Origin of the sequence: Streptomyces sp. T12, assembly GCF_028736035.1 — a bacterium.
In the GTDB taxonomy this organism is placed as follows: Bacteria; Actinomycetota; Actinomycetes; order Streptomycetales; family Streptomycetaceae; genus Streptomyces.
This window is the reverse complement of record NZ_CP117866.1, coordinates 9,019,747-9,041,362: the sequence shown is the minus strand read 5'-3', so window position 1 is coordinate 9,041,362 and position 21,616 is coordinate 9,019,747. Positions and strand designations below refer to the sequence as shown.

Genomic DNA, 21,616 nt, shown 5'->3' with positions numbered 1-21,616 from the left:
CGGAGTCGAGGCGTCAGGCGATGTCGCTGGGGCGACGGGAGCCGGCTGTCATCCGATGCGACGAGCCCCTTGACGTCAGGGCGGCGAGCCGGTCGAAGACGTCCTGGGCGGCCTCCGCGTAACTGAGGCCGTGGGCGACGGCGTTGCGTTGGAAGAGGCGGAGCAGGGCCATCGTCGTGGAACTCCACACCTTGGCGTCCATCTCGTCGAGTTCCGGGTACCGCACACGCAGCGCGTCCGCGAGATGGTCCTCCCAGACGACAGTGCGGAGGTTGACAGCCGCCATGAGGGTCTCGGACTGCTCGGTCATCGGAGCCAGGGCGCGGAATAGGTCCCCGTATTCGCGACACCAGGCCACGACGGCTTCGGTGAGCGTCGGCAGCACCTCGGCCTCGGGTTGCCCCACCGTCTCGATCAGCTCCATGAGACGTGCGTTCGTCTGGTCCCAGATGTCGAGGATCACGGTTTCCTTCGACGGGAAGTACCGGAAGAACGTCCGTGACGTGACCCCCGCGTGCGCGGCGATCTCGCTGACCTTCACGTCGTCGAAGCCCCGTTGGGCGAAGAGCGCGACTGCGCTCGTGCCGAGCCTGCGCGCGATGCTCCTGGTGTCGCGCAGGGTCGTTCCGCGCCGCTCCTCGGTGACCGCCGCGACTCCTTGTACGGCGGCGAGCAGCGCGGCGCTCGCTCCGGTGGCCCAGCTCTCGTCCCTCACCGGGCCAGGCTAGCGAATCCGGCGACAGGCGACTGTTCAGGCGTTCGACCGCCATTGATTTCCATCACGTTTCCCCACCTCTTGCCACACCCAGGTTCGTGTCATACGGTGACACCGACTTCGAGTCACAGTGTGACACGAAATGGACGGCCGTACGGCATGGCCCGTCGGCCGCTTCTCTCCCCTCCCGGCACGCAAGGAAGCGGGCTCCCATGACTGCTCTCGTCGATCGACAGAAGATCCTCGCGGCGGCCGGTTCCGACAAGGAACTGGCCTACAAGCTGCGCACCTACTCCGGCCGCGTCCGGTTCGATCTGCCCGAGGGGGCGTTCGACCTGGTGGTCGAGGACGGTGTCCCCGCCAGGGCCGAGGAGGTGCACGCGGACCTCGCCGCCGATGTGACCTTCTCCGCGCCGGCCGAGTTCTGGTCGACCGCGTTCTCCGCTGCTGTCCCCCCGGCCGGCTACGAGAGCTGCGTCGTCGGCATGACCCGCGGTCTGAGGATCGTCGGCGACTTCGGCGGCACCGTCGCCCCCTGGCAGAGCGGCTGGGCCCGCCTGTACCAGGTGGTGCGCGAGACGGTGGCCGGCGCGCCGGTCCGCAAGCCCTTCCAGGACCCCTTCCGCGAGACGGACAACGCCGTCGGACGGTACGTCTACGTCTCCGCGAACGGCCAGGAGGCACGGATTTACTACGAGACCTCCGGCCACGGCCCGATCCCGCTGCTGCTGCAGGCGACCGCAGGCGCCGACGGCCGCCAATACCGCCACCTGCTGGCCGACCCGCGGATGCAGGGACGCTTCACGATGTACGCCTACGACCTGCCCTACCACGGCAAGTCGCTGCCTCCGATCGGGGTGCGCTGGTGGGAGGAGACCTACCGCCCCGGCCGCGACGGCCTGATCAACTGGGTGGTCGCGATCGCCGACACCCTGGGCCTGGACAACCCGTACTTCATGGGCTGCTCGGTCGGCGGCCAGCTCGCCCTCGACCTCGCGGCCGAACGCGGCGACCGCTTCGGCGCGTTCATCTCCCTCAACGGCTGGTACGGCAACCCGCCGCTGTTCGACGGCTTCTCCAACGACATGTTCCGTACCCCGTCGATCGCCGACAGCTACGCCCCCGCGCTCAACTTCGGTGCGACCGCGCCCCAGGCACCCGAGCCGAACGCGCACGAGACGTACTGGATCTACCGCTCGGCGTTCCCCGGCATCTACGCGGGCGACAACGACTACTTCGCCTACGAGCACGACCTCAAGGAGAACGGGCACAAGATCGACGCCCACGCGAAGCCCGTCTACGTCGTCACCGGCGAGTACGACCCGGCCAGCGACGACGACGTCAACGGCGGCCCGGCCGTGGAGAAGTTCATCCCCGGCGCCAAGTTCATCAAGGTCGCCGGGCTCGGGCACTTCGCCCCCTGCGACGACCCAATCGGGTTCGGCGACGCCATCGTCCCGATCCTCGACGAGGTCATCGCCAAAGCTGCCTCCGCCGGCCAGTCCTGATGCCGCTCCCGCGAAGAAAGGCCCGTACGACATGAGTGTCACCCACGACCTCGTCCGGCGGTCGGCCACCGGCAGGCCGGTCATCGACTTCGACCACCACTCGCCCGCCTACCGCGACACCTGGAAGCAACTCGCCGCCCGGTTCCACGCCACCGGCAGCCCCATCGCCTGGACCGAACACCACGGCGGCTACTGGGTGGTGGCCTCGTGGGAGGAGGTGCAGCGCATCGGCTCCGACTGGGAGACCTTCACCTCCGTCAACGACCTGACCGGCACCGAGAACGGCGGCAAGGGCCAGCTCATCCCCCAGATGCCCTACCGGCTGCACCTCGGGGAGTCCGACCCGCCGCTGCACACCGAACGCCGCCGCATCGAAGCGCCGTTCTTCACCCCGAAAGCCCTGCGCCAGTGGGCTCCCGTCGCCCGGCAGTACCTCGACGAGGCCCTCGACAAGGTGGCGGGGCGGGGGCAAGCCGAGCTGATCGACGACGTGATCATCCCGACCACGGCACGCACCACGCTCTGCGTCCTCGGATACGACGCCGACGACTGGCACGACGCCGCCTACGCCGCGCACGAGGGTGTGTACCTGCTGCCGGACGATCCCCGCTACCCGCACGAGGCACAGGCACGGCTCCGGGTCCGCTTCCGCGACATGCTGGCCGCCCGCAGCCAGAACCCGGCCGGTGACGTCCTCTCGGCCCTGGCCACCGGTACGGTGCAGGGCGAACCGCTCGGTCTCGAGGTGGCCGAGAGCATGGTGAACGCGCTGGTCTTCGGTGGCTTCGACACCACTACCGCCGCGACCGCGAGTGCGCTGATCCATCTCACTCAGCACCCGGACCAGGCGGAGCGGGTGCGCACGGACGCCGCGTACCGGAAGAACGCCATCGAGGAATTCCTGCGGTTCTGGCCACCGGGGACCGGCATCGCCCGTACCGCCGTACGGGACACCGAGATCCTCGGGCAGCCGATCGCCCGTGGGGAGAGCGTCTACATGTGGCTGGCCGGCGCCAACCGCGACCCGCTGAAGTTCCCCGACCCGGACCGGCTCGACCTGGAGCGGGACAACGCGCGCGACCACGTCTCCTTCAGCACCGGACACCACCGCTGCCTCGGCTCGCCCCTGGCCAAGGCCGAACTCGACGCCACGCTGGAGACGATCCTCACCCGGCTGCCCGGCCTGCACATCGACCCGGACGCCGTGGTCGGCTACCCGAGCATCGGGGGCGCGCACGGCTACATCTCGGTCCCCGCGACCTTCACTCCCACTTCGACCCCGACGGAGGTGTGACGAACATGCCCAAGGTCACTTATGTGTCCGACGCCGGTGAGGTCCGCGTCGTCGACGGCCTGGTCGGCGACTCTGTGATGCAGACTGCAGTCCGCAACGGCGTCCCCGGCATCACCGGCGAATGCGGCGGCGTCCTGTCCTGCGCCACCTGTCACGTCTTCGTGGACGAAGCCGACCTGGATCGGCTGGAACCGGTCAGTGGCCTGGAGGACGAGATGCTCGACGGCACGGTCGTCGACCGCTGCCCCAACTCCCGGCTGTCCTGCCAGATCAAGCTCTCCGAAGAGCTCGGCGATCTGCGCGTGACCACCCCGGAAGCCCAGGAGTAGCACGTCGTGAACAGCACCGCCGTCGCCCCGCGCGACACCGGCGTGCTCGTGGTGGGCGCCTGTCAGGCCGGCATCCAGCTGGCCTGTTCCCTCCGCGAGTACGGCTACACGGCCCCGATCACCGTGGTCGGCGCCGAACGGCACGCGCCCTACCAGCGTCCACCGCTCTCCAAGACCCTCCTGCACGCGGAGACGTCGCCCGACGCGATCGCACTGCGATCGGAGGCGTTCTACGCCGACCACGGCATCCGGCTGGTGCTCGGGGAACGCATCATCCGGGTCGACCGGGGCGACGGCGGTGCGGGGGTCGCGTACGCGCACTCCGGCCGTAGCTTCGCGTTCGACCGGCTCGCGCTCACCGTGGGCGCCCGCCCGCGCCGGCTGCCCGTCCCCGGTGCCGATCTGGCCGGCGTCCACTACCTCCGGGACGCCGACGACGCGCTCGCCCTGCGTGCGGCCTTGGCAGAGGCGGTCGACGTCCTGGTCATCGGCGGTGGCTTCATCGGACTCGAAGTCGCGGCCAGTGCCCGGGGGCTCGGCTGCGAGGTCACCGTCGCCCTCGCCGACGACCGACTGCTCGAACGTGCCGTAGGGGTCCCGACCAGCGAGTTCTTCCTCGACGCCCACATCCGGCGCGGGGTGCGAGTGCGCCTCGGAGCGCCGCCCGTACGCCTCCTGGACGACGGTCACGGGCGCGTCCGTGGCGCCGAACTCCCCGACGGCAGCGTGCTGACGGCCGATCTGGTGGTCGTCGGGATCGGCGCCGTGCCCCGCACCGAACTCGCCGAGCAGCTCGGACTGACCGTCGACAACGGCATCGTCGTCAACGAGTACGGCCTCGCCTCCGACGGCACCACGGTCGCCGCGGGCGACTGCGTCGCCTGCCCCCCGCCGGTGGACCTCCCCGACGGCCCGGCCCGGATCCGCTTCGAGTCGGTGAACACCGCCATCGAACAGGCGAAGACCGCCGCCGCCCTGCTCGCCGACAGGCCGGTCCCCTACTGGGCCGTGCCCTGGTTCTGGTCCGACCAGTACGACCTCAAACTCCAGGTCGCCGGCCTGTCGACCGGCCATGACCGGTACGTCGTACGCGGTGAGCCGGACACGGAGAAGTTCGCCGTCCTCTACTACCGCGGCGGACATCTGGTCGCCGGTGACTTCGTCAACCGGCCGGCCGACTTCCTCGCCGTACGCTCCGCCTTGGCCGTGGGCCGGACCATCCCGCCCGAAGCGGCCACTGACACCACGGTGCCGTTGAAGAAGCTCATCGCCGACGATCCCCGGCAGGCAGTGGCATGACCGCCGGCCCGACCGCCCTGCCCGGACTGCGGTGGAGCGTCAAAGTCCCGTTCCTGCGCTACATCGCCCGCTCTCCAGAGGGCCGCTGCTCGGTCACCGACGGCGCCTCGGTCGTCGACGAGCACATGTTCCTCTTCAGCCCGGACGATGCGTCGGCATTCGACGCCGGTACGGTCACCGGCCTGCTGAAGTTCCGGGGAGACGTACGCTTCGCCGCCCACTACGGGCTGCTCTTCCTCCGCATCGCCGACCCCTGGCTGTCCGTCACCGGCGGCGCGGGAACCCTGACCATCGCGGCACCGCCCGGCCAGTCACCCGAGCGCATCCCCCTGACCACCCTCCACCTGCGGACCGCCGATCCGACGGACCACGCCGACTTTTGCCTCGGCACGCACGTCCGGCTGACTGCTCAGGGATCCGAACTCTTCAACGGGGTCTACCCCGTGGATGAACCGTTCGACGACCTGACCCTCCTCCTCACTCCGTCCTCCACAACCGCCCTGGAGAAGACACCATGACGACCCTCGCGTCGGACACGGAAACGGCCCCCTGGCCGACCGAACCCACCCCCGACCTGCTGACCCGGATCAGCCAGGCACGGGCCAAAGGGGTGGCTTGGCTGCGCGACCGCATTGCCGACGACGGCCGCCCCGAAGGCGCCGAGACCGCCAACTCGTGGTGGCGCGCCCCTTGGGCCCTGTGCGTCGGCGGAGCCCCGGACGCCGCCGCCGCGATGATGGGCTGGGCCGAACGCGAGGCCCTCACCGACGAAGGCGACCTCCGCTCCGGCCCCTACGACGCCCCCGGCGGCACCAGCCCCGTCTACCACCTCTCCCCCCTCGCGATCGCCTCCTGGCTGCTCGGCCGCTACGACACCGCGACCGCGATCAACACCACGCTCGCACGCTTCCAGAACCCCGGCACCGGCGGAGCCTACGACCTCCGCGACTTCGCGCAGGACCCCCTGGAGGACAACCTCAAGACCGCCCAACTGGGCTTCTCCGCGCTGGTCACCGGTGACCGTCACACCGCCGACGGCGTCCACCGGTGGCTGAATCGCAACCTCGCCGACCAGCCCGACCTGCCCCACCGGCTGTTCACCAGCCGCCGCGGCGACACCCTGGTCACCGACTTCCCGGACGAGACGGCCTTCCTCCGCGTGGTCGACTTCCGGGCGCCCCGGCAGGCGTACTTCCACCCCGGCATCGCCGCCGCCTTCCTCGCCGGATACGCACGACAGACCAGCGACGCCTCCGCGCTCCGGCTGGGCCGTGAGTACCTCGCCCTCACCACAGGCGGCACCGAGGAGCAGTACGACGACCCGACGTCGGTGCAGATCTGCAAGTTCGGCTGGGGCGCCGCCGCCATGCTCACGGCCGACCCGGACGGCGGCCACCTCCCCTGGACGGTCCGGATGGGCGAGTGGTTCGTACAGCGCCAGCGCCACGACGGCGCCTGGGCACCGTCGTCGTTCGCGACCCCGAGGCCCGGAATGCTCGACCTGTACTGGAAGACGGCCGAGCACGTGATGGAACTGTCCTACATCGAGCACGCCCTGCGCTCCACGAGCGTCGGCACCACCCCCGCCTGACGCATTGATTCGCACGGCCAAAGACGGACGTGCGTCGGCAAAGGAACCAGGAATGCTCGCTGTCGTTACCCAGGGCAATGGCACCGTCGAAGTGACGGATGCTCCCAAGCCCACTGTCGTGGAACCCGATGACGTGATCGTCAAGGTGAGCGCGGCCGCCGTGTGCGGGACGGATCTGCACTTCGTCCGGCACCCGTTCCTGCCGCCCACCCTCACGCTGGGGCACGAGTTCATCGGCACCGTCGTCGAGACGGGCACCCAGGTACACCATGTGACCGAGGGGCAGCGGGTGCTGTCGAAGATGTTCGTCGCCTGCGGACGGTGCAAACCCTGCCGCACCGCGAACCAGCCCCGGTGCGCCGAATACCGGCTCTTCGGCGGAGGCATCCTCGACGGAGGCCAGGCCGAGTACGTCCGCGTCCCGCGCGCCGACTTCACACTCAGCGAACTCGACGCCTCCGTGTCCGACCAGGACGCGCTCGTCCTCACCGACATCCTCCCCACCGCCTGGGAGGCGCTCGTCAAGACCCGCTTCCAGAGCGGTGCGACCGTGGGCGTCGTCGGCTCCGGCCCGGTCGGCCTCCTCATCGCGCAACTGGCCCTCGCCCGCGGCGCGGCCGCCGTCTACCTCGTGGACCTGGACCAGCGTCGCCTGAAGCAGGCGGAGAAGCTCGGCGCGGTGCCGGTGCCCGGCGGTGAGAGTGCCGCCGAACGCGTTCTCGAACTGACCGGTGGGAACGGCGTCGACGTGGCCATCGACGCCGTCGGCGCCATCCCTGCGATCAGCACCGCCCTGGCGTGTGTGGCCCTCGGCGGCACCGTCGGTCTCGTCGGTGTCCTGCTCGACGGCGACCTGCCGGTCACCGCGCAGAACCTGTTCGGACGCCAGGTGACCATCGTGCCGGTCACCGGCAACCCGTACGCGGCCAACGACAACCTCACCACCATGATCACCGCGGGGAGGATCGAGCCGGGCATCGTCATCGACCACGAAGCCCCCCTGTCCGCCGCCGCCGAGACCTACCAGTCGTTCATGGCACGCGACTTCGTCAAGACCATTCTGCGGCCCTGAACCCTCCCGCCGCGCTCCCGCGCTGCCGGGAGCGGGGCACTCCAGCCGACGAGATCACCAGCAACATCAGCAACATCAGCAACACGAAAGGAAACAGACATGACCAAGGCAGCCGTGCAATTAAAGGCAGACGGCCCCGTCGAATTCATCGAGGTCGACGTCCGGCCGCCAGGTGCTGGAGAAGTCCGTGTCCGGATGGCCGCCGCCGGCCTGTGCCACACGGACGTGCAGGCCCTCTACGGCGGCGTCGCCAGCATGACCATGCCGCCACCGGCGGTCGCCGGACACGAGGGCGCCGGCGTGGTGACCGAGGTCGGCCCGGGCGTCTTGGGCCCCGCCGTCGGCGACCACGTGATCCTCTCCGCCTTGGGGCACGATGGCACGTGCGAGTTCTGTACGGACGATCATCCCTCGTTGTGCCTGCGGAGCCTTCAGCTGGCGGACCCGCGCACGGGGAACGGCCCCGCCCTGTCGGTCGACGGCACCCCGGTGACCCCCTTCGGCCCCCTCGGCACGTTCACCGAGGAGACGATCGTGCCCGCGGAATGCGCCATCGCCATCGACAAGGCCATGCCGCTGGACCTCGCGTGCCTCATCGGCTGCGCGGTCTCCACGGGAGTGGGTGCCGTCCGCAACCGGGTCACGGTACGGCCCGGCGACCACGTCGCGGTCCTCGGCTGCGGCGGAGTGGGCCTGAACATCGTCCAGGCGGCACGACGGGCGGGCGCCGGCAGCGTGATCGCGGTCGACGTCAGTGAGGAGAAGCTGGCGGCCGCGACCGCGTTCGGCGCGACCCACGTCATCGACGCCCGCCACGTGCAGGTACCCGACGCCGTCCGCGCCGTCACCGGCCCCTTCGGCGCCCACTTCACGTTCGAGAGCACCGGTCTGACGGACTGCATGGTGCAGGCCGTCTCCGCAATCCGCCCGGGCGGAACCGCGGTCCTCCTGGGCATGGCGCCCAGCTCCTCCGCACTCGCCCTTGACAACATCGCCGACATCATCCTCCAGGAGAAGGTGATCACCGGCTCGCTGATGGGCAGCGGCTACTCGGCCCGCGACTTCCCCGTTCTGGTGCGCGAGTACCTCGAAGGGACCCTCAAGCTCGACGAGCTCATCACCCGGCGTCGTCCCCTGGCCGAGATCAACGAGGCCATCGCCGACCTGAAGTCGGGCACCGGCCTGCGAACCGTCTTCACCTTCTGAGCCCTCTCATCCGGCTCCACCCCTCGTCGCGGGCACGGAGGTCCCGCAGCACTGCACCCGACAAAACCGTGACGACATCACCGCGGGGACGATCTGCGAACCGATGAGGCCGTCCAAGCCCGTGCCGTCGCCGCTGCACCGCCGACTGCCGGCGCCCACGGTGCATGACACACAACGCCGAGGAGGACCTTGTGGTCGTTACCAGCATCGATCCCGTACTCGATGCTCAGCATCCCGTACCGCCGGGCGAATTCTTCGACCCGCCGCCCGGCGCGGGCCAAGATTGGCAGACCGCGCCGCCGTGGTTCGACGGGGCGGGCTGGATCATGCCGATGGGCGGTTTCCTGCTGCGATCGGGAGACCGGACGATCCTGGTCGACGCGGGACTGGGACCGAGCATCGATATCGTCGAAACGCGCGGAAAGCTGTTCGACTCGCTCGCCGATCTTGGCGTCACACCCGAGCAGATCACCGATGTCGTGCTCACCCACCTGCACTTGGACCACGTCGGCTGGGTCGCTCCTGCGGGTGAACCGATCTTCACTCACGCCCGGCACCACTGCCACCGCGCTGATTACGACTGGATGCGTGCTGATCCCGGCAGCAACCCTGCCACGGCCCGGGTGACCGATACCATCCATGCCGTTTCCGACCTTCTCCGCCTAGCCGAGGGGGAGCGAACGGAGATCGCGGATTCGGTCGCGCTGCGGCTGTTCGCCGGTCACACGCCCGGCAACTGCGTCGGCGAGATCGAGACCGGCGAAGCACGAGTATTGCTGCTGGGGGACACCGCGCATCACCCCGTACTCCTGGTCGAGGATGGGTGGACCGACCGCCTGGACGAAGATCGCGCCGCGGCGGCCAGGGCCCGCGACCGGCTCGCGCAAGAGATGGAACGTACCGGAGCTATCGGTCTCGGCGCACACTTCCCGGGGACCCAGGGCGGCCGCATCATCCGTGACAAGCAGGGCTCACGGCAGTGGCAGCCGATCCCGAGCAACCGAATCCACACGAACTGAACGCACATGAAAGGAATCACAGGTGAAAACTGTCCGACTGGGCCAGAGCGGCCTGGAGATGAGCGGCGTCATCCTGGGCATGATGACCTACGGTGACCCCGAGCAGGGCTACCCGTCGTGGACCATCGGCCTCGATGAGGCCCGTCCGTTCGTCCGCCGCGCCTACGAGGCGGGTATCACGACCTTCGACACCTCCAACGTATATTCCAGCGGCACAAGTGAGGAAATCCTGGGCACGCTGACCAGAGAGTTGGGTCCGCGCGAAGAGTTCCAGATCGCGACGAAGGTGTACGGGCATCAGCGCCCGTCTCGCAACGGCTCCGGCCTGAGCCGGGTCGCCATCATGCACGAGATCGACGCCTCGCTGCGCCGCCTCGGTACCGACTACGTCGACCTTTATCAAATCCATGCTTTCGATCCGAATACACCGAACGAAGAGACGATGGAAGCACTGCACGACGTGGTCAAGGCTGGCAAAGCCCGCTATATAGGCGCATGCAATCTCCTGATGTGGCAGCTCGCGCTCATGCAGAACGCGGCAGACCGACACGGGTGGACCAAGTTCGTGTCGAATCAGCTGCACTACAACTTGCTGGCGCGGGAGCTGGAACGCGAGGTCGCGCCCTATGCCGAAGCCACAGGCATGGGAATTCTGCCCTGGAGCCCGCTCGCACGCGGACGGCTCACCCGGCCGTGGGGCTCGGAAGGGTCCGGGCGTGAAGCCAACGACACACTGTCTCCACAGCTGTATACCCGCGACGAGGAATCGCACAAGCGGGTCGTGACCGCTGTGCAGGAAGTCGCCGAGGCTCGCGGGGTGCCGATGGCGCAGGTCGCGGTGTCCTGGGTGGCGAATAAATCCCCGGTGGCCGCGCCGATTGTGGGTGCCACGAAGGAACGCCATATCGACGACGCCGTCGCCGGTCTCGAACTCGAACTCACCACCGAGGAGATCACCAAGCTCGAAGCGGCGAACACCTTGGTCCGCAACGGAATCATCTGAGTCCTCCCGCCGCTGCCCCGCCGGGCCGCGCACCACAACACCATCCATTCGGTGATCATCCGACCAGGAGAAGAAGATATGCCCGACAGGGACACAGTCATCGCATCGGTTCCGACCGGGCTGTGGTGGTGAACAGGTGCTGGCCATCGACGGACGCACGTTTCCGATGTTCGATCCGGCCGATGGCCAGGTGCTGACCGAGGTCGCCGTGGCCGACTCCGCCGATGGCACCCGCGCGCTGAGGTTGCTCGACGGCACTGTCATCGCGGGTGATGCTGCCTCGACCGACACCGACGGAGTGCGATGTCTCTGATCGGCAAACTGCTTGTCAATCGGCGCGCCGGTGAACAGACCCTGGCCTGGCACCGATCGAATCTGGCCGCTGCGGCCACCTTCGACATCACCAGTCCCAATTTCGACCACGAAACCACGCTTCCTGTTCGGCATGTGGTGAAGAGACTCGGCGGGCAGAATCTTTCGCCGGCGCTGGCCTGGGCGCTGCCACCGGCCGAGACCGCGCAGTTGCTGCTCGTGGTCGAAGATCCCGACGTACCGCTGCGAAGCCCGCTGGTGCACGCGGCGGCACTGCTGGACCCCGCAGTGACCGAGCTACCGTGCAACGCACTTGATTCGAGCGCGCTCGACGCGGGCGTGCAGATCTTGCGGTCGAGCCAAGGGCGCGGCTATCAGGGCCCGGCACCGATCAAAGGTCATGGCCCGCACCGCTATGCGTTCCAGCTGTTCGCACTCGCCGAACCAATCTCCACAGTGGCAGGCAAACCGGTGGCCTCGGCGAAGCCGAAGGCTGTCCTGGAGGCTGGTCAGGCATTGGCCCGCGCACGGATTGACGGCTTCTACGATCGACCCTGACATGCCGAAACAGGCGAATATCAAGCCTTCTCGAGCGTTCGCCACCGCTGATGATCGGCTGGCCCCGGCGGCGAAGCGATGTCTTCGTCGTTGTGGGCCGACTTCTTGGATTTTTTTGGTCTCCTCTAACGAGACATCCACTAATCGCGCATTTTCCCCCACCCCGGCCAGATACATCCCGAATTCAGGAGTCTGGCCGGAGGCGGGAACAAGAAGCCTACAGGTCTCCCTACAGGGACCCATTACGCACGGGACACGCAGGAATGCGGAAACCGCTCGCCGAACCCGGTGGCAGCGAGCCAGCCGGAAGTATGCCGCCAGCGGATCGCAGACATCCCCACTCTCTCGGTCCCACATGCGTTGGTTGATCTGCAAGTGCGCGCGCTCGCCATTGCCGACGGCGGTGCGGCCCGGCTGGCCGGCGAGCCTGTCTCCGGCGCCGAATGGTTCGATGCTCTGCGCTACCTGACGGCAGCTGCGCGACTGGTCGTCCACGATGACGAACTCGCGGAACTTCCCGGGTTCGCCGCGGACACATTCGCCGCCGTCCGCACACAGCGCGCACTCAGCCCTCGCGCAGTACCCGGTGGGGCCAGCGCGATGCCGGGCACCGCGTCCGAAGCTGCCGCCGCTCTCACACTCGCGGAACCCATCCTGAACGCCTCCGACTGGGGTGCTGGCGCACGCCATCTTGCTCCTTGGGCGCGCAGGTTGGCCGCAGAACGGCAAACCAGGCACAGTGGCCGCAACCCGCTGCGCGGCATCCAGCACCCGGCGGGACTACATCGCATGATGACGGCGATCGTTCCCCACCAGAGACGAATCGCCGGCGCCGTTCCCACTGGATCATCCGTCGCCCTGGAGTTCCGGCATATTCCGAATCTGATAGACGCTGATGACTACCGCAACGTCATGGCCGTTCACCTTCCCGGAACCACACCTGTCATCGGCAGGCACTTCTGCTCCCTCGCGCTCGCTCGCCTGGCCGGGGCAGAGACTTGGGCCCAAGCCGAAGACTCGCTAGACGCCCCACAGCGCCGCAAAGGAAATTGGGGGAAAACTACCCAGCGAATCCCTGACTCTCAGGCTTTTTGGAGCGGAATTCGCACTTTGGCCGATCTATTGCGGAAACGAGGAGCCATTGACTACGCCGCTCGCCGGAGAGCGCTATCCGAACTTCTCGAAGTCCCTTATGACAGCCTGTTCTCGATCTTCCGTCCAGTACGGATGGGCGTTACTCGCCAGCGGCAACGCCACGCCGCAGCGTGGATCTGGGAAGCCCTCACAGGCAGCCCAGCCCGTGACTCCCCTGTCTACGCCGGAGGCTGGGAAGGACTGAGCGTGGCCTCGGTGACCGAAGCCCGGCGGAAGTTCCACGATCGCGTTCCGGAATCTGCCGCCAGGGCGTTGACGCTGTGGGGGCTGGAATGGCTGGACGAGAAGGGCACTGGACCCCAGTCTGACTCGAGAGCCGCTGGTGCCGTGGGCGGCCCGGTGCGATCGTGGTCTGCGCACTGAACTGTTCCGCGCGAGGGTTGCTACTTCCTTCTATGCAGAGAAGAGTTCAGTGCCCAGGTCAGGGCCACGGGAACTGAACTTTTTCCTTTCGTCCGACAGACCCCACCCGTGACCGTGTCGAACGGCCGGGAGCTGTCACGCGGTTGAGCGGCGACGGCTCCCGGCACGTGCGGGCGGATGCTGCCGACGACAGGCAGGAGCACCAGCCGGAGGGTCGGAGGGCCCGAGGGTCAGGCTGTCGTGGGCAGCGGCTCACAAGTGCGCGGCGCCGTCAGACGGCCGGTGCGGTGCAGGCCGTACAGGGCCGCCGCGCACGCCGGCCCCAGCGCGAACAGCGCGATCCACGGCAGCGCGGGCATCCCGGACGCGCGGGCGGCGTCGAGCACGGCGCCCGTGCCCAGGTTCCCGACGGTGATGCCGATGCCGCAGATCGTGTTGTACAGCCCGTAGTGCGTGGCGACCAGGCGGTCACCGCAGAGGCGGACGATGGTGTCCATCTCGAACGGGTAGGCGATCATCGTGCCCACCGCCAGCAGCAGTGCGGCGAGCGTCGGCGGCACCGCCGCGAGCAGCCACAGCCCGATACCGGACTCCGGTACGGGTACGGCGGTGGCAAGCAGCAGGGGAACGAAGGCCAGCCCCATGGCCACCAGCCCCCGCACCAGCGCCTGCCCGGGCTCGTACCGCGCCTTGCACCACGCCGTCACCCGTGTCTGACCGAGGATCGTGCTCAGCCCGGAGACCGCGAAGAGCACCGCCACCGCCGCCGTGCCGAACTCCCCGTCCCCGCCGAGCCGGCGCACCTCCAGCGGCAGCGCCAGATAGACCTGGAAGGACAGGACGTACGAACCGATCATGGCGAGGGAGAAGAGCAGGAACGGCCGATTGCCGAGGATGCCGCGCCACTGGGCGAGCATGCCCTGACCGCGGTCGCCCCCCTGCCGCTCGGCGTCCTCGGCCCGCCGGGCGGGCAGCGCGCGGATCTGTACGACGCTCAGCAGCGCGAAGATCCCGGCCGCGACGAGGCAGGTGACGCGGAAGTCCACCCCGGTCAGCACCATGCCCACCAGCGGGCCCAGCAGGATGCCCGCCTGGTAGAAGACGTTGAACAGCGCGAACGCCTCGACCCTGCGCTCCCCCGCGTCCGCCGCCAGGTAGGCCCGTACAGCGGGGTTGAACAGCGCGCCGGCCAGTCCCGTGGCCGCCGATGCGGCGATCAGCGCGGCGAGCGAGTCCACCAGCCCCAGCGTCGCGAACCCGACGGTGCGCAGCACGCACCCGGCCACGATCATCGGCTTGTACCCGAACCGGTCGGCGAGCGTCCCGCCGACGAGGAACATGCCCTGCTGGCTGAAGTTGCGTACGCCGAGGACGAGCCCCACGACCCAGCCGGCCAGCCCGAGGGTGCCGGACAGATGGGCGGCCAGGTAGGGCATCAGCATGTAGAAGCCGAGGTTGATGGTGAACTGGTTCATCATCAACAGCTGGACGCTGCGTTCGTACGACCGAACCTGGGTGAGGAGCCCCTTCACCGGCCCTCCTCCGTGGAGTCGGACCCGGCGCCCGCAGCGTCCTCGGCGACGTCTTGTCCCGTGCCCCGCAAGGACAGGGGATCGACCACGGCGGTGCACCGGCTCCAGCAGGTGACCTCCTTCTCGTCCAGGCAGCCGATCAGCTCCGGTTCCGGCGCCGGCGGGGAGCCCAGCAAGCCGTGGGCGGTGCAGTAGTCGTCGTCGTAGACCGTTCCCAGGTAACGCTGCGGGCCGTCGGGGAAGATCGCGACGATCCGTGCGTCCGCGGGCATCGTCCGGGCCAGCCAGCCGGCCACCAGCGCGACCGCGCCGACACTCCATCCGCCGGTGGCGTAGTGGGAGGCGGCCAGTTGGCGGCATGTCCACACCGCCTCGGCCGGGGCCACCCAGTGCACCTCGGAGAAGTTCTCGTAGGCGACGTTGCGGGGGTAGATGCTGGAGCCCAGTCCGCGCATCAGGCGGGGCCGGGCGGGCTGGCCGAAGATCGTCGAACCGGTCGTGTCCACGCCGACGACGGTCAGCTCCGGGTAGAGCTGGCGCAGGACCTTGGAGACGCCCGCGGAGTGGCCGCCGGTGCCGACACTGCACACCAGCACGTCGATGTGGCCCATCTCGGAGGCCAGTTCGAGAGCCAGCGGGGTGTAGGCGGCGACGTTGTCCGGGTTGTTGTACTGGTCCGGGCACCAGGAACCGGGGTGTTGCTCCAGCAGCCGCCGGACGCGTTCACGACGGGCCTGCTGCCAGCCGCCTGTGGGGTGCGGCTCGGCGACGACGTTGACCTGGGCGCCGTACGCGGTCAGCAGCCGGGTCATGGACAACTCCAGCCCCGGATCGGTGACCAGGGTGACCGGATGGCCGTACACCATGCCGGCCAGGGCCAGTCCGAGGCCCAGGGTTCCGCTCGTGGACTCGATGATCCGTCCGCCGGGCCGCAGGTCGCCGCGGGCCCGGGCGCGCTCCACCATGTGCAGCCCGGGACGGTCCTTGATGCCGCCGGGGTTGAACCCCTCGAGCTTCGCCCAGAAACCGCGCCCGGCCGGGGTCAGTGGCTCCGACACCCGCAGCAGCGGGGTGTTGCCCACCAGTCCGGACAGAGCGGACCGGCCCGAGTCGTTCGCGGCCTTGGTCAATGACTGCATATCTGTGTTTTCACTCTCGCTCGATGAATGCACGATGCGGGTTCATCTCGCGCCCCACGGCGACAGGGGCGGACCAGGGGTCCGTGTGCCCGCCATGGGCGCGCGGCAGCCGGCGATGTCGGTCGGCTGCGAGCGAGTGGTCTAGATCCGCCACCGCGAGGTACGAACGAGCGCCACGCGGCCGGTGCGTGCGCTGCGACGTCTGCGCGTTTCAGGTCGTACGAGGGGTCTTCCGACCGCCACGGACACGGCGACGAGCACGACGAGCGCGACGAGCACCATCGCGCCGAGGGAAAGGTCCTCGGACGACGCGGACGCGGTACGGATGATCACGTCCGCGGCACAGTCCTCGGCCCCGTGCGGGACGTGGGGACCATGAGGGTCCCCGCCCGCTGCCCTCGCCGAAGCGGCGGCGGACACGGGCACCGACGCGTCGGTCTCCTCGGACAGGCCGTGCAGGACGGCGCACAGCACGAGCGCCATCACGAGCGCGCCCCGGATCGCCGAGACGGGTCGGCGCCACAAGGGCGAGTCGCATGGAGCCCATGGGGCGTGCGCGGGCATACGGGAAAGTGTCGGCACAGGTCCTCCGCGCTGCTGCCGCGGCTCCGGCAAGTGCGGAGTGAGGCGCAGACATGGGTGGGGCAGGACGGCATTCGACGAACGTGACGGCTCATCATGAGCACGGGATACGACGCTCGTCACGCGGCACCAGCCGAACCGGTGAAGACCGGCGGCCGGTTGGAGGACGCCTACTCCTAGGTCTGCTGCACCACCAAGGCCGCTCTCAGAGCAACTGGTGACGCCCCGTCGATGGGCCGACCGGCAGCGGACATGCGCAGGGTCGAGGCATCATCGGCACCGGTCGATGCGCGAACCGACGCTGCGGAGCAGGGCGACACCAGGACAGAACCCTGCTGAGGCTGCCCGGCCGCACAATGCTCGCCAGGCTGTGACGGCACGTGGCCGCCATGGTGATCGTCGGCTTCCGCGGCGAACAGCGGCACAGTCGCGACGGCCGCGTGGTGAACGTCGTTGCCGCTCTCCACGTGCACACCGTGCGCCACGAGGACGCCGAACAGGCACAGGGACAAGTTCAGCACGCGCAGCAACGGACCCGCGCCGCAGCGGGTCCTGACGATGCGCCAGGGCGACCAAGCCGTAACCATGCCGTGATCCTAGCGGTTGGTCGACAGCGATCGAACACCGCTCCGGAAACCCCGGGTCAAACGCCAGGACCCGTCGGGCGCGCCCCCGACGGGTCCTGGTGCTGCTTGTGGTGGGTCAGGCGACCGGTGTCGGCGCCTGGTTCCTCGGCGCCCTCGGTTCGAGGACGCGTTCGGCCAAGTACCCGAAGAGCAGGCCGAAGCCCGCCCACAGCACGACCTGCACGCCGATCGAGGCGAGCCGGAACTCCCACAGGTCGTTGGCGGGGAAACCGCTCGGGGTGTTGTCCCCGGACGGCAGGAACACCATGGCGACCGCGACGGCCGCCGCGAACGCCAGGCCCGCGGCGGTGGAGGCGTTCCAGTTGCCCCACCGGGGCGCCAGGCGGCGGCCGATCAGGACGGCCGCGATGCCCAGCAGCACAGTGAGCACGATCATCAGGAAGAACAGTGCGGTGCGCTTGCCGATGGTGTCCGGGTTGCCGACCGCGGGCGGGTTCGCCGGGTACTTGAGCATCGGCACCAGGTACCCGAGGACGAACGCGGCCAGTGCGGTCAGGGCGGCGGTGGCCCGAGCCGAGAACCGGCCGATACGCCCCAGCGCGAAACAGAAGGCCAGGGCGGCGATCCCGCCGACCGCCACCCCGAAGACCAGGACCCCAGTGGCCAGCCCGGCGGTGGACTGCATCGTCCGGCTGACCAACTCCTCACCGTGCTCATGGGAGTTGGCCGACTCGAAGGTGATCGCCGCGTCCACCGGCCCTTCGCCCACCAGGTAGGCGAAGACCAGAGCCGGGACCGCGGCGCCGAGGCCGGCGAGCATGCCGCGCACCAGCAGGGTGCGCACGACGGCGGAATTCACAGGTGTTCCGTCCGTCTCAGTGGCAGGGGAAGCCGAGCAGATGGCGGGCGTCGTGCACCCACTCGTGCACGCCCTCACCGGAGAGGACGGAGGTGGCGCCCTGTTCGGCACCCACGAAGTACAGCAGGACGAGCATCAGGACGCCGAAGAACACCGCCCACGGAGCGATCGACTTGAGCGGCAGTGGTGCGATGGCAGCCTTGGTGGTGGGGGCAGGGGCGGCAGTGGACTGCGCCATGGCGAGACCTCCTCGGGAACAACGCGTCCCGTGTCGTGTGGAGCACGCGACGACGGCATGGGGTCTGACTCACCACCACCTCCCGCGGGAAGGGCGGCACACAGTGGCGCGACCGTGCCGGACTTGCACCGGGCTTCCGTCGTACCGTCGTCCTTGTCATCCCGGATGGTAGGGGCAGGACGAGGATCGGCCAACATGGCGTACGCCACCCACCATGAGCCGACCGTGGTTCACTGAACTCTTCTCAATCGCCCTACAGAACCGGCTCGCCCGACTACCCCGAGCTCCTGCAGCGGCGAGTACGACGTGGTCTGGTGGGTGGCGGCCGGGGATCTCGTACGGATTCCCGAACAGCTGGCGCAGCGGCCGAGGCCATGGGCGTCGCCCGAGCCGGCACGTCTACCGAAGTCGCCCTGCCTGCCGTCACCTCCCGCGACCTCATCCCCCCGGCCGTCCGTCACGCGGCGGGCGAGGGCTGCCGGTACCTCTACGAGCGGGGCGAGGCCGAGAACGTCCTGCGACGCCTGCGGGAGCTCGACCAGGCTGGGCGGTTTCGCTGGGGCCCGATCACCCCGACACCCTGCGCACCAAGTCCGTCCTGGCCGCCCTCCGGCCCGGCATCGCACGGCGGAGGACGATCAGCCCGAGGTCTGATGGCGCACCTTGGAAGTCGGCGGTGTGGCGGGCTCGAAGGGATCCGGCTCCCTTCGCGGCAACAACAACTCCTCGTACCGCCCCAGTGCCAGCACCACGCCGAGCATGAGAAGCGGGAGTAGCACAGCGAGCAGTGCCATGACCTGGTCCTTCCCCAGAACCGACGTGCGTGGGACGTGCGCGGGGGGTAAGGGACCGGGTCTCCCTCCTTCCGGTGTGCAAACCCTGTGTCGGCCCCCGATGTGCGGGTACGCGGTGCGCACGCCCGAAGATCTGGAGGGAGTCATGCAGCGAGGCAGTGACCGGCTGAGCGTCCACCGTGACGACGAGATGAAGCACGAACTGCAGGGGCTGCTGCGGTCCGGGCACCCCACCCGGACCGAGGAGTGGCACGACCCGGAGCCATCGGCCGACGACGACCCCGAGGTCGCCGGCGGGCCGGTGGGGTGGCCGGGGCCCTCCACGGCATCGCTGGCGACGGTCCGGCTGGAGCTGGCGCGGATTCTGGGCCGTAGCGCCTTCCCGGCGACCACCCGGGAGCTGATCGTCGCGCTGCGCCGTGGGTACGCGCCCGACGCCCTGGTCGAGCCGTTGGAGCGGCTGCCGCGTTCGTCGCGCTACGCCAACGTCCAGGAACTGGCCGAGGCCCTGACCGGGGCCGAGCGGTCCACGGGGCGGAGGAACGCATAGGGGCCCGGTCGGCGGGTACTGCGGGCCGGATCACACCGACGCGGCCGCGGCACCCGTACCGGCCGGGGAACGCAGGAGGTGCCAGGGATGGCTGATTTCGTGAGGGACGTCATGACACCGGGGGTGGTCGCCGTCCGTCCGGACGCCTCCCTCGTCGAGGCCGCACAGCTGATGCGCGCGCAGGACATCGGCGATGTGGTGGTGGCCGACGGGCAGCAGGTCGTGGGCCTGCTCACCGACCGTGACATCACGGTGCGGGCGGTCGCGGACGGCGCCGATCCGCTGACGGTGAGCGTCCAGTCCGTGTGCACCCGGGACCCGGTGATGATCGACCCGGGCGAGCGCGTGTCCGTCGCGGTCTCACTGATGCGCGAGCACGCGGTACGGCGACTGCCGGTGGTGGAGAACGGCTTGCCGGTCGGCGTGGTCAGCCTCGGCGACCTGGCCGAGAACCAGGACCCCGAGTCGGCACTGGCCGAGATCAGCCGCGCCGCTCCGGACGAGTAGTGACGAGTAGTGACGAGTGACGAGTAGTGAGGCGCATGAGCCGGGACCGGACCGCTGAGGTCCCGGCTGCGCTGTGGCACGTCACAAGCGCCCGACCAGCCACAAGGCCCGTTTCACAGGCACAAAAGGCCATTTCACAGGCACGGAAGGACGTGGAGACATCATGCGTATCGCTTTTCTGACCGCACCCGAGGGCGTCGAGCAGGTCGAGCTCACCGATCCGTGGCAGGCGGCGGTGGACGCGGGGCACGAGCCGGTGCTCGTGTCGACGAAGCCGGGCACGATCCAGGCGTTCCATCATCTCGACAAGGCGGAGAAGTTCCCCGTGCAGGAGGTCGTCGGCGAGACGTCGGCCGACTCCTTCGGCGGGCTCGTCCTGCCGGGCGGGGTCGCCAATCCGGACTATCTGCGGATGAACCGCAAGGCCGTCGCGTTCGTGCGGGACTTCTTCGAGCAGGGCCGGCCGGTCGCCGCGATCTGCCACGCCCCGTGGACGCTGGTGGAGGCGGACGTCGTACGCGGCCGGGTGCTGACCTCCTGGCCGAGCCTGCAGACCGACATCCGCAACGCGGGCGGCACCTGGGTCGACGAGCAGGTGCGCATCTGCGACCACGGCCCCAACAAGCTGGTCACCAGCCGTAAGCCGAACGATCTGAAGGCCTTCTGCGAGACGTTCCTCGACGTGTTCGCCAAGGAGTCCGAGGAGGCGGGCCGACGCTGATGGAGGCCCCGAAGAACAATGAAAAGGGGCCGCTTCCCGTACTTCGATCTGCTCGACGCCACGAAGCTCATCCCGGGGGAGCAGGTGCCGGTGCGGCCGATCGGCCGGATGGTGCTGAACCGCAAACCGCGGCTGGGCGGTCCCACCTTCGCACGCTGTCCTGCCCCGCGCTGAGCCTGGAGTCACTGCGCGGCGACGGACACGTCCCCGGGCCCGGCGAGCGAGGACTTCCTGCGCGCCTTCACCTCCGCCGCGGCGGCCCACCGCCGGTGCACTGCTGAGCAGGCGAACGACGAGGCTGGGCCGCGGCCCGGCCTCGTCCCGTCTGCGGGCCCACCCCGGAGGACTCGGCCCCGCTCCGGCTCACACCGGCGGGACCGTCGGCTCCGGGCTGCCCGCGCAGCGGTCGCGGGCGCCCTCGCGGGTTCGGCCCGCGGCCACCGTGCGGCGTGGGTTGCGGCGCAGGTACTCGCCCTCCAGCTGCGCCATGCGTTCGTTGTGGGCCCGCAGCGCGTCGTTCGAGCCGTACAGCAGCGTGTCGTGGCGCGTCCGGTGGATGGTCTCCAGCTCTTTCATGAGCTGTTGGTCGTCCAGCCGGCCGGGGTCGACTCCGGTCATGGTGGTGCCCCGCTCGTCGTGTTCATTCATGCGGTCCGGGTACCCGCCCGTGGAGCACACAGCCC

General features: G+C 69.2%; 25 protein-coding genes and 1 pseudogene. 17 read left to right on the top strand and 9 right to left on the bottom strand.

Annotated elements, in window-relative coordinates:
• Positions 1–13: 13 nt before the first annotated feature.
• Complete coding sequence (locus tag PBV52_RS40610) at positions 14–715, bottom strand: TetR/AcrR family transcriptional regulator (protein ID WP_274245777.1); 702 nt, start codon at positions 713–715, stop codon at positions 14–16.
• Positions 716–927: 212 nt separating this feature from the next.
• Here PBV52_RS40610 and PBV52_RS40605 point away from each other — a divergent pair, with 212 nt between their 5' ends.
• The 13 genes from PBV52_RS40605 (at position 928) to PBV52_RS40545 (ending at position 13,424) form a co-directional block, all read left to right on the top strand.
• Positions 928–2,223 (top strand): alpha/beta fold hydrolase, encoded by a 1,296-nt coding sequence (locus PBV52_RS40605; protein ID WP_274245775.1) that lies wholly within the window; start codon positions 928–930, stop codon positions 2,221–2,223.
• A 31-nt stretch (positions 2,224–2,254) separates the two neighbouring features.
• Complete coding sequence (locus PBV52_RS40600) at positions 2,255–3,517, top strand: cytochrome P450 (protein WP_274245773.1); 1,263 nt, start codon at positions 2,255–2,257, stop codon at positions 3,515–3,517.
• Positions 3,518–3,522: 5 nt separating this feature from the next.
• Positions 3,523–3,846 (top strand): 2Fe-2S iron-sulfur cluster-binding protein, encoded by a 324-nt coding sequence (locus tag PBV52_RS40595; RefSeq protein ID WP_037673461.1) that lies wholly within the window; start codon positions 3,523–3,525, stop codon positions 3,844–3,846.
• Between the two features lie 6 nt (positions 3,847–3,852).
• Positions 3,853–5,145, top strand: coding sequence for an NAD(P)/FAD-dependent oxidoreductase (locus tag PBV52_RS40590; protein ID WP_274245771.1), 1,293 nt, complete (start codon positions 3,853–3,855; stop codon positions 5,143–5,145).
• Positions 5,142–5,663, top strand: a complete 522-nt coding sequence (locus PBV52_RS40585; protein ID WP_274245769.1) for an HtaA domain-containing protein — start codon at positions 5,142–5,144, stop codon at positions 5,661–5,663. Before PBV52_RS40590 ends, PBV52_RS40585 begins: the two co-directional genes overlap by 4 nt.
• Entirely contained in the window at positions 5,660–6,736 is a 1,077-nt protein-coding gene (locus PBV52_RS40580; protein WP_274245767.1) for a hypothetical protein, read from the top strand. The genes PBV52_RS40585 and PBV52_RS40580 overlap by 4 nt, the downstream gene beginning before the upstream one ends.
• 52 nt (positions 6,737–6,788) lie before the next feature.
• Positions 6,789–7,808 (top strand): alcohol dehydrogenase catalytic domain-containing protein, encoded by a 1,020-nt coding sequence (locus PBV52_RS40575; protein WP_274245766.1) that lies wholly within the window; start codon positions 6,789–6,791, stop codon positions 7,806–7,808.
• 99 nt (positions 7,809–7,907) lie between these two features.
• Positions 7,908–9,014 carry a zinc-binding dehydrogenase gene (locus PBV52_RS40570; protein ID WP_274245764.1) on the top strand — a complete coding sequence of 369 codons (1,107 nt, stop codon included), beginning with the start codon at positions 7,908–7,910 and terminating at the stop codon, positions 9,012–9,014.
• A gap of 164 nt (positions 9,015–9,178) precedes the next feature.
• Positions 9,179–10,033 carry an MBL fold metallo-hydrolase gene (locus tag PBV52_RS40565; RefSeq protein WP_274245762.1) on the top strand — a complete coding sequence of 285 codons (855 nt, stop codon included), beginning with the start codon at positions 9,179–9,181 and terminating at the stop codon, positions 10,031–10,033.
• Between the two features lie 22 nt (positions 10,034–10,055).
• Positions 10,056–11,036 carry an aldo/keto reductase gene (locus tag PBV52_RS40560; RefSeq protein ID WP_274245760.1) on the top strand — a complete coding sequence of 327 codons (981 nt, stop codon included), beginning with the start codon at positions 10,056–10,058 and terminating at the stop codon, positions 11,034–11,036.
• A 136-nt stretch (positions 11,037–11,172) separates the two neighbouring features.
• Entirely contained in the window at positions 11,173–11,349 is a 177-nt protein-coding gene (locus PBV52_RS40555) for a hypothetical protein (RefSeq protein ID WP_274245759.1), read from the top strand.
• Entirely contained in the window at positions 11,340–11,906 is a 567-nt protein-coding gene (locus tag PBV52_RS40550; RefSeq protein WP_274245757.1) for a YbhB/YbcL family Raf kinase inhibitor-like protein, read from the top strand. The genes PBV52_RS40555 and PBV52_RS40550 overlap by 10 nt, the downstream gene beginning before the upstream one ends.
• Before the next feature lie 375 nt (positions 11,907–12,281).
• Positions 12,282–13,424 (top strand): hypothetical protein, encoded by a 1,143-nt coding sequence (locus PBV52_RS40545; RefSeq protein WP_274245755.1) that lies wholly within the window; start codon positions 12,282–12,284, stop codon positions 13,422–13,424.
• 230 nt (positions 13,425–13,654) lie between these two features.
• Here the strand turns inward: PBV52_RS40545 and PBV52_RS40540 are convergent, their stop codons facing one another.
• The 7 genes from PBV52_RS40540 to PBV52_RS40510 all read right to left on the bottom strand — a co-directional run bounded on the left by PBV52_RS40540 (position 13,655) and on the right by PBV52_RS40510 (position 19,155).
• Positions 13,655–14,956 carry an MFS transporter gene (locus PBV52_RS40540; protein ID WP_274245753.1) on the bottom strand — a complete coding sequence of 434 codons (1,302 nt, stop codon included), beginning with the start codon at positions 14,954–14,956 and terminating at the stop codon, positions 13,655–13,657.
• The gene (locus PBV52_RS40535; RefSeq protein WP_274245751.1) at positions 14,953–16,095 is read right to left on the bottom strand and encodes a PLP-dependent cysteine synthase family protein; all 1,143 of its coding nucleotides are present in this window, start codon (positions 16,093–16,095) and stop codon (positions 14,953–14,955) included. The genes PBV52_RS40540 and PBV52_RS40535 overlap by 4 nt, the downstream gene beginning before the upstream one ends.
• Positions 16,096–16,236: 141 nt before the next feature.
• Positions 16,237–16,659, bottom strand: coding sequence for a hypothetical protein (locus PBV52_RS40530; protein ID WP_274245749.1), 423 nt, complete (start codon positions 16,657–16,659; stop codon positions 16,237–16,239).
• A 194-nt stretch (positions 16,660–16,853) separates the two neighbouring features.
• Positions 16,854–17,264, bottom strand: coding sequence for a hypothetical protein (locus tag PBV52_RS40525; protein ID WP_274245747.1), 411 nt, complete (start codon positions 17,262–17,264; stop codon positions 16,854–16,856).
• Positions 17,265–17,379: 115 nt separating this feature from the next.
• The gene (locus tag PBV52_RS40520; RefSeq protein ID WP_274245745.1) at positions 17,380–18,123 is read right to left on the bottom strand and encodes a CbtA family protein; all 744 of its coding nucleotides are present in this window, start codon (positions 18,121–18,123) and stop codon (positions 17,380–17,382) included.
• Between the two features lie 16 nt (positions 18,124–18,139).
• Positions 18,140–18,361, bottom strand: coding sequence for a CbtB-domain containing protein (locus PBV52_RS40515; protein WP_274245744.1), 222 nt, complete (start codon positions 18,359–18,361; stop codon positions 18,140–18,142).
• 638 nt (positions 18,362–18,999) lie between these two features.
• Positions 19,000–19,155 carry a hypothetical protein gene (locus PBV52_RS40510; RefSeq protein WP_274245742.1) on the bottom strand — a complete coding sequence of 52 codons (156 nt, stop codon included), beginning with the start codon at positions 19,153–19,155 and terminating at the stop codon, positions 19,000–19,002.
• Positions 19,156–19,300: 145 nt separating this feature from the next.
• On the opposite strand from PBV52_RS40510, the gene PBV52_RS40505 reads away from it, so the two are divergent.
• From PBV52_RS40505 to PBV52_RS51930, 4 genes and pseudogenes are all read left to right on the top strand, one after another.
• On the top strand, positions 19,301–19,705 hold the full coding sequence (locus PBV52_RS40505; RefSeq protein WP_274245741.1) for a DUF2795 domain-containing protein: 405 nt from the start codon (positions 19,301–19,303) through the stop codon (positions 19,703–19,705).
• Positions 19,706–19,792: 87 nt separating this feature from the next.
• Complete coding sequence (locus PBV52_RS40500) at positions 19,793–20,212, top strand: CBS domain-containing protein (RefSeq protein ID WP_274245739.1); 420 nt, start codon at positions 19,793–19,795, stop codon at positions 20,210–20,212.
• Positions 20,213–20,375: 163 nt separating this feature from the next.
• Positions 20,376–20,933, top strand: a complete 558-nt coding sequence (locus PBV52_RS40495) for a type 1 glutamine amidotransferase domain-containing protein (RefSeq protein ID WP_274245737.1) — start codon at positions 20,376–20,378, stop codon at positions 20,931–20,933.
• 42 nt (positions 20,934–20,975) lie between these two features.
• Positions 20,976–21,062 (top strand): annotated as a pseudogene (locus PBV52_RS51930) (catalase); the annotation flags it as partial.
• A gap of 234 nt (positions 21,063–21,296) precedes the next feature.
• Here the strand turns inward: PBV52_RS51930 and PBV52_RS40485 are convergent.
• Positions 21,297–21,581, bottom strand: a complete 285-nt coding sequence (locus tag PBV52_RS40485; protein ID WP_274245733.1) for a DUF6158 family protein — start codon at positions 21,579–21,581, stop codon at positions 21,297–21,299.
• Positions 21,582–21,616 lie beyond the last annotated feature (35 nt).

Excerpts from the sequence above, each read along its gene's own strand:
- PBV52_RS40570 (WP_274245764.1), top strand. The coding sequence starts at position 7,908 with ATGACCAAGGCAGCCGTGCAATTAAAGGCAGACGGCCCCGTCGAATTC.
- PBV52_RS40595 (WP_037673461.1), top strand. The coding sequence starts at position 3,523 with ATGCCCAAGGTCACTTATGTGTCCGACGCCGGTGAGGTCCGCGTCGTC.
- PBV52_RS40580 (WP_274245767.1), top strand. The coding sequence starts at position 5,660 with ATGACGACCCTCGCGTCGGACACGGAAACGGCCCCCTGGCCGACCGAA.
- PBV52_RS40525 (WP_274245747.1), bottom strand. The coding sequence starts at position 17,264 with ATGGTTACGGCTTGGTCGCCCTGGCGCATCGTCAGGACCCGCTGCGGC.
- PBV52_RS40565 (WP_274245762.1), top strand. The coding sequence starts at position 9,179 with ATGACACACAACGCCGAGGAGGACCTTGTGGTCGTTACCAGCATCGAT.
- PBV52_RS40495 (WP_274245737.1), top strand. The coding sequence starts at position 20,376 with ATGCGTATCGCTTTTCTGACCGCACCCGAGGGCGTCGAGCAGGTCGAG.
- PBV52_RS40500 (WP_274245739.1), top strand. The coding sequence starts at position 19,793 with ATGGCTGATTTCGTGAGGGACGTCATGACACCGGGGGTGGTCGCCGTC.
- PBV52_RS40510 (WP_274245742.1), bottom strand. The coding sequence starts at position 19,155 with ATGGCACTGCTCGCTGTGCTACTCCCGCTTCTCATGCTCGGCGTGGTG.
- PBV52_RS40535 (WP_274245751.1), bottom strand. The coding sequence starts at position 16,095 with ATGCAGTCATTGACCAAGGCCGCGAACGACTCGGGCCGGTCCGCTCTG.
- PBV52_RS40575 (WP_274245766.1), top strand. The coding sequence starts at position 6,789 with ATGCTCGCTGTCGTTACCCAGGGCAATGGCACCGTCGAAGTGACGGAT.
- PBV52_RS40505 (WP_274245741.1), top strand. The coding sequence starts at position 19,301 with ATGCAGCGAGGCAGTGACCGGCTGAGCGTCCACCGTGACGACGAGATG.
- PBV52_RS40485 (WP_274245733.1), bottom strand. The coding sequence starts at position 21,581 with ATGAATGAACACGACGAGCGGGGCACCACCATGACCGGAGTCGACCCC.
- PBV52_RS40550 (WP_274245757.1), top strand. The coding sequence starts at position 11,340 with ATGTCTCTGATCGGCAAACTGCTTGTCAATCGGCGCGCCGGTGAACAG.
- PBV52_RS40585 (WP_274245769.1), top strand. The coding sequence starts at position 5,142 with ATGACCGCCGGCCCGACCGCCCTGCCCGGACTGCGGTGGAGCGTCAAA.
- PBV52_RS40600 (WP_274245773.1), top strand. The coding sequence starts at position 2,255 with ATGAGTGTCACCCACGACCTCGTCCGGCGGTCGGCCACCGGCAGGCCG.
- PBV52_RS40605 (WP_274245775.1), top strand. The coding sequence starts at position 928 with ATGACTGCTCTCGTCGATCGACAGAAGATCCTCGCGGCGGCCGGTTCC.
- PBV52_RS40530 (WP_274245749.1), bottom strand. The coding sequence starts at position 16,659 with ATGCCCGCGCACGCCCCATGGGCTCCATGCGACTCGCCCTTGTGGCGC.
- PBV52_RS40515 (WP_274245744.1), bottom strand. The coding sequence starts at position 18,361 with ATGGCGCAGTCCACTGCCGCCCCTGCCCCCACCACCAAGGCTGCCATC.